Source organism: Maribacter sp. 1_2014MBL_MicDiv (assembly GCF_001865655.1).
Lineage (GTDB): Bacteria > Bacteroidota > Bacteroidia > Flavobacteriales > Flavobacteriaceae > Maribacter > Maribacter dokdonensis.
This window is the reverse complement of sequence record NZ_CP011318.1, coordinates 3,162,584-3,174,717: the sequence shown is the minus strand read 5'-3', so window position 1 is coordinate 3,174,717 and position 12,134 is coordinate 3,162,584. Positions and strand designations below refer to the sequence as shown.

The 12,134-nt window shown below is 35.1% G+C and carries 8 protein-coding genes; 3 read left to right on the top strand and 5 right to left on the bottom strand.

Annotation, left to right across the window (positions count from 1 at the left end; translation table 11 throughout):
- Positions 1-95: 95 nt before the first annotated feature.
- Positions 96-734, bottom strand: a complete 639-nt coding sequence (locus YQ22_RS13410; protein ID WP_058104291.1) for an LON peptidase substrate-binding domain-containing protein — start codon at positions 732-734, stop codon at positions 96-98.
- Between the two features lie 153 nt (positions 735-887).
- Between YQ22_RS13410 and lysA the strand changes: the two genes are divergently transcribed.
- From lysA to YQ22_RS13395, 3 genes are all read left to right on the top strand, one after another.
- Complete coding sequence (lysA, locus tag YQ22_RS13405; RefSeq protein ID WP_058103540.1) at positions 888-2,126, top strand: diaminopimelate decarboxylase; 1,239 nt, start codon at positions 888-890, stop codon at positions 2,124-2,126.
- Positions 2,127-2,207: 81 nt separating this feature from the next.
- Entirely contained in the window at positions 2,208-2,720 is a 513-nt protein-coding gene (locus YQ22_RS13400) for a thioredoxin family protein (protein ID WP_071342597.1), read from the top strand.
- A gap of 138 nt (positions 2,721-2,858) precedes the next feature.
- The gene (locus YQ22_RS13395; protein ID WP_071341590.1) at positions 2,859-5,423 is read left to right on the top strand and encodes a M1 family metallopeptidase; all 2,565 of its coding nucleotides are present in this window, start codon (positions 2,859-2,861) and stop codon (positions 5,421-5,423) included.
- Positions 5,424-5,502: 79 nt separating this feature from the next.
- On the opposite strand, the gene guaB is transcribed toward YQ22_RS13395, so the two are convergent.
- The 4 genes from guaB to YQ22_RS13375 form a co-directional block, all read right to left on the bottom strand.
- Positions 5,503-6,975, bottom strand: coding sequence for an IMP dehydrogenase (gene guaB / locus YQ22_RS13390; RefSeq protein ID WP_071341589.1), 1,473 nt, complete (start codon positions 6,973-6,975; stop codon positions 5,503-5,505).
- Positions 6,976-7,118: 143 nt separating this feature from the next.
- Positions 7,119-9,590 carry a TonB-dependent receptor domain-containing protein gene (locus tag YQ22_RS13385; protein ID WP_071341588.1) on the bottom strand — a complete coding sequence of 824 codons (2,472 nt, stop codon included), beginning with the start codon at positions 9,588-9,590 and terminating at the stop codon, positions 7,119-7,121.
- Positions 9,571-10,938, bottom strand: coding sequence for an HTTM domain-containing protein (locus tag YQ22_RS13380; protein ID WP_071341587.1), 1,368 nt, complete (start codon positions 10,936-10,938; stop codon positions 9,571-9,573). The genes YQ22_RS13385 and YQ22_RS13380 overlap by 20 nt, the downstream gene beginning before the upstream one ends.
- Positions 10,938-12,068, bottom strand: coding sequence for an imelysin family protein (locus tag YQ22_RS13375; RefSeq protein ID WP_071341586.1), 1,131 nt, complete (start codon positions 12,066-12,068; stop codon positions 10,938-10,940). The genes YQ22_RS13380 and YQ22_RS13375 overlap by 1 nt, the downstream gene beginning before the upstream one ends.
- Positions 12,069-12,134: the final 66 nt, after the last annotated feature.

Below are 12,134 nucleotides of genomic sequence, written 5' to 3'. Positions count from 1 at the left end.
AATAGTTGAGATTAATTGAAAGGTTACTTATATAAATGAGGCTTTAAGCTCATAATTTATTTAAAATGTGATTAAAACCCAGTATAAATTGACAACTACATCTCTATATCCTTAAAATCTAAAGGATCAAAATTCTTAAAATGACCATTTAGTTCTATTATTTTTCTTGTTCTTTCAACTTCTGACAATACCGTAATGGTAGATGTTAAATGCAGGCCTATGAAATTTAGCCGATCATTTTCAGTGGGTATTTGCAGTAATTGATACTCCTGATCAAATGACAATCCTATTTTATGCGCCAATGTAAAGCTATTGAATTCTTGCACATTAATAGGTGTATAAGGTACTTCCATAATTTCATATAACTGCTTTATACCATTTATAATGGTCTGCTTTTTTTCATCTGTGGCAACGTAATCGTATTCTATAAGCTTAACAATACCACCAGCGTAAAGTTTATCATCCATAATATTATCAAATGCCAATAACCTAAACACTTGCCTAGCCACACAAACCACGTCCATTTCACCACTTTCATAGGTATTTACAACTTCAACCAACTGCACTTCAACGCCATATTCCATCTTGTTATTAATAAAAACGGGGATACCAAATGTAATAGCCTCATCTCTACAATCATTGATCAATTGCTTATAGCGATCTTCAAAAATATGTAGCGGAACGGTTTCTCCCGGAAAAAAAATGGACTGTAATGGTAATAATGGTAGTTTCATATGGCTAAAAGTACAAAGGTCTTTACGTTGCTCCAAAAGATATAACGCCAATATAATGTTGTAAATATCACAATTTGTTATTTTTAATGTTTTTATGTTATTATTTTTGTACTTATACATCTAGAAAAGTAAATTCGCATAAAAACAGATAGTATGAGAAATGAGGATTTATTGCAGATTGCAAAAACCTATGGTGATCCGGTGTATGTTTATGACTCGGAAAAAATAGTTTCACAATTCAATAGATTGACCAAGGCATTTGGTTCAGTAAAGAAACTGAAGCTTAATTATGCCGCCAAAGCACTATCTAACATTACTATATTAAGATTAATGAACAGTCTTGGTAGTGGCTTAGATACTGTATCTATACAAGAAGTACAACTAGGATTATTAGCTGGTTTTAAACCAGAATCCATCATATTTACCCCAAATGGAGTTTCTCTAGAAGAGATAGAAGAGGCAGCAAAACTAGGTGTTAGAATAAACATTGACAACCTTTCAATTTTAGAACAGTTTGGTAGCAAACATCCAAATATTCCTGTTTGCATTAGAATTAACCCACATGTTATGGCAGGTGGTAATTCCAATATTTCAGTTGGGCACATAGATTCAAAGTTCGGTATCAGCATCCATCAGATTCCGCATTTACTTCGAATAGTAGAATTAACGAAAATGAACATTAACGGTATTCACATGCATACCGGTAGTGACATTTTAGATATTGACGTATTTTTATATGCTTCTGAAATTCTATTTGAAACCGCACGAAATTTCAAAAATTTAGATTTCATTGATTTCGGTAGCGGATTTAAAGTACCTTATAAAGAAGGAGATATTGAAACCAATGTTGAAGAACTTGGTAAAAAATTAAGCAAACGCTTTAATGAATTCTGTAAAGAATACGGTAAAGATTTAACCCTTGCTTTTGAACCTGGCAAGTTTTTGGTGAGTGAAGCAGGTGTTTTCCTTGCTAAAGTAAACGTGGTTAAACAAACCACCTCAACAGTATTTGCAAGCATAGATTCCGGTTTCAATCACTTGATCAGACCAATGCTTTATGGTGCAACACATACTATTAAAAACATATCTAACCCCAAGGGAAGGGAACGCTACTATTCTGTCGTAGGATATATTTGTGAGACAGATACTTTTGCCAGCAACAAAAGAATAAATGAAATTACTGAAGGTGATATTCTATGCTTTAAAAATGCAGGTGCATATTGCTTTACTATGGCAAGTAACTATAACTCTAGATTTAGACCACCAGAAGTTCTTTGGCACAAGGGCAAAGCAATTCTAATACGAGAAAGGGAGAATTTTGATGATTTAATTAGAAACCAAGTAGATGTAAAAGATTTGTTCGCTGTTAAAGAAACGGCAAAAGTGAAATAAAGCAATTATAAATACGTTAGCTTTGGTATAATAGTTGGACTAATCCAATAAAAAAATATGAAAGCGTCTTTTTTATATACTATGAAATCATTTTTGTTCTTAGCCCTTGTCTTAGTTGTAACCATTAGTAATGCACAAGATGTTAAATGGATTTCTTGGGATGTAGCAGCCCAGCTGACCGCTACGGAAGAAAACCCAAAGAAAGTATTCATTGATGTGTATACAGATTGGTGTGGGTGGTGTAAAAAAATGGACAAAGACACCTTTCAAAACCCAGAAGTTGCTGCGTACATGCAGGAAAACTACTATATGGTAAAATTCGATGGGGAAGGAAAAGAACCTATTGAGTATAAAGGTAAGACGTACAAATTTGTACCATCTGGAAGAAAAGGATATCATGAGTTTGCCGCTGCATTAATGCAGGGTCGTCTTAGTTATCCAACAACTATTTTCTTGGATGAAGAATTGAATATGCTTTCACCAGTACCAGGATACCAGAAGCCTGAGCCATTTATGGAAATAGCTCGTTATTTTGGTGATGACATTTATAAAGAAACGGATTGGAAAGCATACGCCGGCCAAGCCGGAAAGTAATATTACTTTTAGTGTAAACAGTACACGTATTTAATCTATTTTTCAATAAAATAACTCTCAATTAGCGTTATAAGTTGTTCAAAAATTGGAAAGCATTTTCCATTAAAGTATTTTCACAACAATATATAACGCTATTTCATGAGAACCCTTATTTACCTAGGTCTTGCACTATCTATATTCTGTTCATGTAAAAATGAACAACATTCCACAACCACTCTAAAAGCTGGTGTATCTGAGGAGATGGCAATGTATAGGTCCTCTCAAATCTCAGATGTTCATTACAATTTAAGTTTTAACATTCCTGCTGAGCTAAAAGAGCCCATACCTTCTCAACTTGAATTAAATTTTAACGTAGAACAACTTCAAGAGCCGGTAATTTTAGACTTCAAGGAAGAAACCTCAAAAATAATATCGATTTCTATAAACGGCAAAAATGCCACAATTCTTCACGAACAGGAGCACATTATACTACCCAAAGAGCATTTAATTACTGGTAAAAACACGGTTACCATTGCGTTTATAGCAGGTGAACTTTCATTAAATAGAAACGAAGATTATCTATACACCCTTCTAGTTCCAGATCGCGCAAGAACATTATTTCCATGTTTTGATCAACCCAATATTAAAGCTAGATATACCTTAAATATAACCGCGCCAAAAGATTGGCAGGTTCTATGTGGCACAAAAGAAATCAATAGCACCTCAAAGGGTGATTATATTGAGCATAACTTTGATACATCAGATCAAATGAGCACGTATTTATTTTCGTTCGTAGCAGGTAAATTTAAATCGGTGAGCAAGAAACCTGGCAATATGGAAATGACCATGTTGTATAGAGAAACCGATACCACTAAAATTCAATACAGTCTAGATTCCATTTTTGATTTACATCAGCAGTCATTATCCTTTTTAGAGGATTACACCTCATACCCTTTTCCTTTTCAAAAAATGGATTACGCGGCAATTCCAGGATTTCAATATGGAGGTATGGAGCATGTAGGAGCTATACAATATAGAGAAAGTTCATTATTCTTGGATGAAGGTGCTACAGCCAATAAAAAATTGAGCAGAGCCAAATTGATCGCCCATGAGACATCTCACATGTGGTTTGGAGATTTAGTCACAATGAACTGGTTTAATGATGTATGGATGAAAGAGGTGTTTGCAAATTTCATGGCAGATAAAATAATGAACCCCGCTTTTCCAAATATAGACCATCAGTTAGCTTTTATGATTACCCATTACCCAAATGCATATGGCGAGGATAGAACTTTAGGTACAAATCCTATTCGGCAAAAATTAGATAATCTTAATAACGCCGGCTCTATGTACGGAAGCATCATCTATAATAAAGCACCTATAATGATGCGCCAATTAGAAACCGTATTAGGCAAAGAAGCTTTTAAAGAAGGAATACAGGAGTATATAGAAACCTTTGCTTTTAAAAATGCCGAATGGGGCGAACTAATTGAAATTCTTGATAAAAAATCGTCAACAGATATTATAGCTTGGAGTTCTATTTGGGTAAATAATTCCAGTAGACCAATATTCAACGATGAAATTACCTACGATGATAATGACAAAATAACCTCATTCACTCTATCACAAACAGCAGAAGACAGTTCTGAACATGTATGGTCACAAGCTTTTGATATATTATTTATATATCCTGACAGCTCTAAAACCCTTAGCGTACAAATGACCGATGCCACATATCAAATAAAGGAAGCGATTGGCTTACCCAAGCCAATTTCGATTGTCTACAACTCAAATGCCGAAGGGTATGGTGTTTTTCCACTGCAAGAGAAAGATCTTGACCTTATACCTACATTAGATGATCAAGTTGCCCGTGGCTATTCCTATATTAATGTTTATGAAAATATGCTGAATGGCACAATTAATCCAAGTGCAGCTATACAACTATTTTCAAAAGGACTGAACACCGAAAAAAATGAGTTGCTCATTAATCTTATTTCCAGATATACAACTTCTGTTTTTTGGAAATATGTTACAGAAGAACAACGTGCTTTTTACCAAGATAAAATTACTGATGATATATGGTCAAAATTACATGAAGAATTACCTGCCAGTATTAAAAAAACACTGTATTCAACCTATGTATCCATGGGTTACGCCAATACATCTTTAGAAAATTTATTCAAAATATGGAGTAAAGAACTAACCATCAAAAATTTAAAGCTCAATGATGATGATTATACTGAATTAGCTATGGACCTAGCTTTATACAATCATCCAAAAAATGAGCAAATCCTTAAAACAGCAGAAGAAGCAATAACCAACACCGACAAACTTAATAGATTTAAGTTTCTACTTCCTTCTATCTCGAATAATTACGAAACGAAAAAGGAATTTTTCGAATCGCTTAAACAAGAAAAAAATAGAGCAAAAGAATCGTGGGTTACAGATGCCATGAACAACTTAAACCATCCTTTACATCAAAAGGAATCTTTACAATATTTAAGGACCAGCCTTGATCTATTGGATGAAATTCAAAAAACCGGCGATATTTTCTTTCCGAAGAGATGGCTAAGCAGTACCATTGGCAATTACACTTCTTTAGAGGCATATGAAATTTTACAAGCCTATTTAGATGCCAATCCAAAGTTAAAACCTTCCTTAAAATCAAAAGTGCTGCAAGCCTCAGATGATTTAAGAAGAGTTCAACTTCTAGAAAAGAATTAGAAATTTCAACGCTGAGAATTCAAGCAAAAAAAGAGGTCTATATGACCTCTTTTTTTTTGCTTTTATTTCTTGAAAATCCCTATCTACTATAATTAGGACTCTCTTTAGTAATGGTTACATCATGTGGGTGGCTTTCATTAATACCACTAGCCGTAATTTTTACGAATCTACCCGTGTCTTGTAATGTTGCTATGTCTTTTGCTCCACAGTACCCCATACCCGCACGTAATCCGCCAACAAATTGATGTATACTTTCATAAAGCTCTCCTTTATAAGGTACACGCCCTACAATACCTTCCGGTACCAATTTTTTGATATCATCTTCCACATCCTGAAAGTATCGATCTTTACTACCTTGTTTCATAGCTTCAACAGAACCCATACCACGGTAAGACTTGAACTTTCTACCTTCATAGATAATGGTTTCACCCGGGGATTCTTTGGTACCTGCTAAAAGCGATCCTAGCATCACCGTATCCGCACCGGCAGCAATAGCCTTTGGAATATCACCTGTATAACGAATACCACCGTCAGCAATGACCGGAACTCCAGAACCTTTAATAGCGGCAGATACTTCTAATACCGCAGAAAATTGAGGAAAACCAACACCTGCAACTACCCTAGTAGTACAAATAGAACCTGGTCCTATACCTACCTTTACGGCATCTGCACCAGCTTCAACCAAATACTTGGCAGCCTCACCTGTTGCTATATTACCTACAATGACATCTAAATTTGGAAACTTCTTCTTTACCGCTTTCAATACTTCAACCACCCCCTTGGTATGACCGTGTGCCGTATCTATAATGACCGCATCTACACCTGCATTTACCAAAGCTTCTGCCCTATCAACAGCATCGCCAGTAACTCCTAATGCCGCAGCTACACGTAAACGCCCATATTGATCTTTATTGGCGATTGGTTTTTGAGTCAACTTTGTAATATCCCTAAAAGTAATTAACCCTAACAGGGTATTATCTTTTGATACTACGGGTAACTTTTCAATTTTATGTTGTTGCAAAATATCTTCCGCTTCGGATAAAGAGGTACCCTCATCTGCGGTAACCAAATTCTTTGAAGTCATAACCTCAGAAATTGGTCTGTCGTTATTTTTTTCGAAACGTAAATCTCTATTGGTAACAATACCCAAAAGTTTTCCATCTGCATCCACAATGGGAATACCACCTATGCTGAACTCTTTCATACTTGCCTTGGCATCTTTCACCGTAGAATCTAATGGCAAGGTAACAGGATCCAAGATCATACCGCTCTCAGCTCTCTTAACCTTTCTTACCTTCATGGCTTGTTGCTCAATAGTCATATTCTTGTGCAAAACACCAATACCACCTTCTTGGGCCATGGCAATTGCCATTCTAGATTCGGTAACCGTATCCATCGCAGCAGAGATGATAGGTACATTGATCGTAATGTTTCGAGTAAATTTTGTCTGAATACTTACTTCTCTTGGAAGCACTTCAGAATAAGCAGGTACTAATAATACGTCATCGTATGTTAGACCTTCTCCTAGAATTTTGTTTTGGTGGGCTTGCATAGCAATTAAGGATTTAATTGCGTGCAAATATAGTGAATAAAGTTGGGATATCTATTTTACACAATACCTTAACAATCACTTCATATTTAGACCCTCTTTTAGTCCGATAAAAAATGGATGCCTTATGTCAATCATTAATTGAATTATAGCTTAAATTGTAAGGTTGCATAAAAGGTTCTAGGCTCTGAAGGTATGATACCCGGACCCGGATATCCAGTTGCCCTTCTGGTAAAATATCTATTGTCCAAAACATTATTTATACCGGTTTCCAACTTCCAATTTTTATAGACATATGATAGAGAAAAATCTAAAATATCATACGCCGGAATTTCCCCTTCTATACCACGTTGATTGTCGTTAACATCTTGCAAAGCATTGGTAGCATCTGTAAACTGACTTGACAAATAGGTATATTGTAAACTACCCAATATATTACCATAGCCAAAATTAAGACCGGTCTTTAAATTTACATCTGGTATAAATTCCACTTTGTTACCTTCTACATTGGTTTCTTCCGAAGACAAATACTCAGAATTGGTCAACGCCAAATTCATGAAATAATTCAGTTTTAACTTATCACTAGCCGAAAAGAAAGTTTCTTTTACGCTCCAATTGGCAAAACTTTCCAAACCATATATAAAAGCGGTACCAATATTACCCCTGAACCTAACTATGCTACCCGTTTCTACTTCTTCTCCCAAGGCATTGGTTTGTGTTTCACTTTTTAAAATCTCACCTAATCTATTATCATACAACAAGCTGAACGCACTTACGTCATAAGACAATACATTTTTATGTCTACCGCGAAAACCTATATCTGCCGTAAAGCCATCTTCATCAGAGATATTTTCATCTACTTGAAAAGAAGGGTTGACCACCCTGATATCGCTAAATGTTACCGACCTATAGTTTTGAGAAAAATTGCCGTAGAACTCAACACTTGAATTCAATTTATAAGTAGCACCCAATCCTAATAACAAGAAAGTTCTATCAAATTCCCTGTTATCTTCCACTTCCTCATTTAAGAGTGGATTACCAGCCAAATCAAGTACAATATTCTTATAACTACCAATACTTTCCGTTTTAATATGTTCTAACCTAAAACCAGGTGTTAAAGTTAATTTAGAACTTATATTAAAGATATTTTCTCCAAAAAAAGCCAAATTAGAATTGGGAAAATTAAATTGAGATTGTCTTTCATAATTGGGAAACTCATCATCTGCAAAGTTAAAATCTGCATTCGCCGCCGATGTCCCCGGACCTTGCCTTTGATCATTGTCTGTCCTATAGATTTTTGACCCGATCAATAATGCAGATTCAGTATCACCTAACTTATATCTTGTTAATAATCTTGCCTCTGCACCCCAGTTTTGAAAATTATCTATCAATAATTCCCTTGGCTCCTCAGGGTCATCTGGTTGTGATACTCTGTTAGTTCGAAAACCAAGTGCACTTCTAGAAGCATCCAATCCAAAAACATTTAAACTAAAATCCGTTTTTGAAGAGAATTTATGATCTAGACGAACTGAAAATAATTTCCAATCTACATCAAACCAGTTTCTTTCCCTATTACTAAACGTAGGATCCTCAATAAATTGAGCATCTGTAAGACCGCCAGGTTGTTTGGCTAAATAATTTAAAAAAGTGGTTTCTACAGTTACCTTGGTTTTGTCCGAAAATTGATAGCCCACATGCGCAAAATAATTTCTACTATTATAATCTGAATTTGGTCTAAAACTATTTCCCTCCTTATAATTGAAATAGGTGTAATAACTGAACTTACCAACTGTACCACTTAAGCTATTAAACGATGTTTTTAGATTGTAAGACCCCAAAGTCTGTCTACTGGTCCACTCTATTTTCTTACTGGAATTTGGCTGCTTAAATTTAAAATTTACCAAGCCTCCAAATTGCGTTCCATACTGTAAAGAAGCTGCCCCCCTAACCACTTGAATTTCTTCTAAAGCTTCTGCCGGTGGTGTATAATAACTTTCTGGGTAGCCTAAAACATCTGCACTAATATCATAGCCGTTCTGTCTTGTATTAAAATTTGCCGTTCTATTGGGATCAAGACCTCTACCACCAATATTCAGTTGTAACCCTGCATCTCCATTATCGTATATATTTAAACCTACGACTTGACTATAAATTTGTCTGGGATTATTAGCCGCCAAATTACCCGTAATACCGTCTAATAAAACAACCTCATTTTTTTTACCGGCGTATATGGCAGTACCATCTACTTTCTTCAACTGTTTTAGGGCAAAAATTTCTTGGCGTTTTTGGGTTATTACCACCTCTGATAAGTTCTGAACCTTCAAAGGATTCATGACAGGGTTGAATTCGATATTGCCATTGATAGTTACATCTTGTTCTATAATTTCAAACTCGTAAGCAAAAACTACAATAGTATAGGTTCCTGCCGTTAAGTTCTCTATTAAAAACGCACCTTCATTATTGGTGATTTCCAAGCGTTCTAATTCTTTGATATACATTTCGGCATCTGGAACAGGATTCCCTTCTACATCTGTAACTTGACCAGAAATAGTGAGTTGACCAAATATTGGAAATGATACTAATAATAAAAGTAAATAACTAAATTCCTTTAATTTCATCTTTAAATGGTGTTATCCAATGCTTATGTAAAAAAGACTCTTTTTGATTTGCCAAATCTATGGTAGGATCAATAAACTCTGTACTTAACCTCCCATTGAGACTAACTTGGCAATTTACGAATACCTGCACATTCTTATGGGCATCTTCCTCAAAATGGTTTTTTAGAAAATGCGCGTATTCCAATATAAAATCTGGCTGAAATGCCATTTGTTTTTCTTGAAACGGAGTAATAAAATCAGTGTTATCCACATAAAACCATCGACCAGATTCTTGGTCCACAATTTTAAATTGGGCGTAGCCAGATTTTTCCATAAGCATAACACGCCATGAAAAACGGTAGCCTTCTTCTGTCCAAAATAATTCTCCCGGATAAAATAGATACCTAAAAGGTATGGCCAGTTGAAGCATAAAAAATAGAACAACTACCATATGCTTCAACCTAAGCTTAAATGATGACCGTTCATTAAAAACTGTTTGATTATTGAATCTAGCACCGTTTATTTTGAATACTTTAGATAAAAGCCTCAATATCTTAAGAAGGACTTTTGCTTCAAAAAATATTAAAGCAGAAACGATCATAACATATGGGAACATACCAATAGGGAACAAGACCCTAGTTAGTACGTGAAAAATGACCACCATTACAAATGCATATGGTCTTGTTTTCTTATATAGCAGTAAAAAAGGGATAGATAGATCGTAAATTGCGCCAGACCAGCTAAATAGAAATTGCACCCATTCTTCTCCTAAAAAACTTCCTATAAAAGGGGTATCGAACTTGGCGGGCAACCAGATTTTTAAGGGCATAGCGTTTAACAACCAATCCGAATTTAATTTCGCCAGTCCGGCGTAGAAATAAACAATACCTAAAAGCAACTTAATACTATTGACTGTCCAACTGGGAACATATTGAAAGCACTTTTTGGGATTTAAATAAGCATCTAGAGAATAGTTTGCGTTAGCTGGCAAAAATATCATTAAGAAGCTCAGAATACTAATAAAGTAATAATGGTTTAAGTATGTTGTTTTATCCATTAGCTCTATATACGTAAAGCTCAAAAAGAAAATGATAATACTTAATTTATAGCGATAACCAAGAGCTACCAAAACTGCCGATAAGCCACAAATCACAAATATAAGGTAGGTATAAACACCTAATGGTTTTACCCATTCAAACCCGTAATAAGAAAAGAAGAACTGTGGTTTAATATAAAGTTTATCGATCCAGCCATAACTCCAAAACCTAACAATACTAAAAAGCATCATCAGACCAAATAAAATACGAAAGACCGCCAAAGGGGCGGTCTCTATAGGAGCTTTTATATATTTAGCTATTAATGATTCCATTAATCACCATCGGCATCAACAAAATCAATACTAATACTCATTGCTGAAACCATATCTACCTTTAACATAGGTACGGCCTTTTGTACTTCATCATAAGCCAATAACATGGAGGTTGGCGGATTGCTGTTCTCAATTTCAGCTCTAAACGCAGAAAGATCAAGCACCATATTTTTTGCCGTATTAAATTGATCATTGATCAAAGTAGACAAATCCTCTCCATTTTTTAAGGTATTCAATGCATCCAGATAAGATGCCAAACTTTCACCTTGAGTACTTGAATTAAAATGATTACCGTTAAAAAAATCTTGAACAGCAGATAAACCTTCTAAAAACAAATCGTTAGAAATAGTAGCTTCATAATATGCCTCAACATTTCTAGGTAAGGTACTTCCGGAAAAAACCCCTAAAGGAATTCCCATTTTACCAGCTCTTAAATACTTTTCATAATAAAAAATATAGTCGTTTACCATACGATCAACAGATGCCGTAGATGATGCTCCGTCATTAGCAACAAATGTATCCCTGTAACCATTTGTCCAATCAGATACCACAGTTTCTGTCAAAGACTGCATATCCATCAAAACATCTTCGGTATATTGTAGGTAAGCCTCTTTATTGTTTTCATTATAGAAAGCAAGTATATCCGCATCGGTATCACCCAAGCCGTTCAATAAGTAATCTAAAGCAGGAAATCCTTTAGCGCTTCTGTTAGAGGATAAGGACAGGTCATAACTTCCATTGACAATAAATCCATCAATCTTCTCATTATCCGTTGGATATATATTCATGTTCAGTTGAAACCCTACAGATTCGGCAGGACCAATTTCAAACATCTCTACATGTTGCCAAGATTTGTATGCGTTCAACCATGATGCACGCAAAGCAATTAAATTAACTTCATTGACATCTGCTTTAAACGTATTGAACGTATTCAATAAATCATCCATATCCGCAGTAAAAGCTTGATATGAAGGGATAATAATATTATCTGCCCAATTGACCAACATGGTACTGCGCTCAAAAGAAACCTCCTCTACCGGATCAACAATTACGCTATCATCGGTTTCACTATCATTGGAACATGCCCATATTAAGGCCAGAACACAAAGAATCCCAATAATCTTTTTCATCTATAATTTTTATTTATTCTAATTAAATGCAAAAATAAAAAAAGCAATTCATTCTAAATAAGATTG

What these genes read in the sequence shown, in the direction of transcription:
- YQ22_RS13410 (WP_058104291.1), bottom strand. Translation starts at nt 734, where the DNA reads ATGAAACTACCATTATTACCATTACAGTCCATTTTTTTTCCGGGAGAA.
- lysA (WP_058103540.1), top strand. Translation starts at nt 888, where the DNA reads ATGAGAAATGAGGATTTATTGCAGATTGCAAAAACCTATGGTGATCCG.
- YQ22_RS13400 (WP_071342597.1), top strand. Translation starts at nt 2,208, where the DNA reads ATGAAATCATTTTTGTTCTTAGCCCTTGTCTTAGTTGTAACCATTAGT.
- YQ22_RS13395 (WP_071341590.1), top strand. Translation starts at nt 2,859, where the DNA reads ATGAGAACCCTTATTTACCTAGGTCTTGCACTATCTATATTCTGTTCA.
- guaB (WP_071341589.1), bottom strand. Translation starts at nt 6,975, where the DNA reads ATGCAAGCCCACCAAAACAAAATTCTAGGAGAAGGTCTAACATACGAT.
- YQ22_RS13385 (WP_071341588.1), bottom strand. Translation starts at nt 9,590, where the DNA reads ATGAAATTAAAGGAATTTAGTTATTTACTTTTATTATTAGTATCATTT.
- YQ22_RS13380 (WP_071341587.1), bottom strand. Translation starts at nt 10,938, where the DNA reads ATGGAATCATTAATAGCTAAATATATAAAAGCTCCTATAGAGACCGCC.
- YQ22_RS13375 (WP_071341586.1), bottom strand. Translation starts at nt 12,068, where the DNA reads ATGAAAAAGATTATTGGGATTCTTTGTGTTCTGGCCTTAATATGGGCA.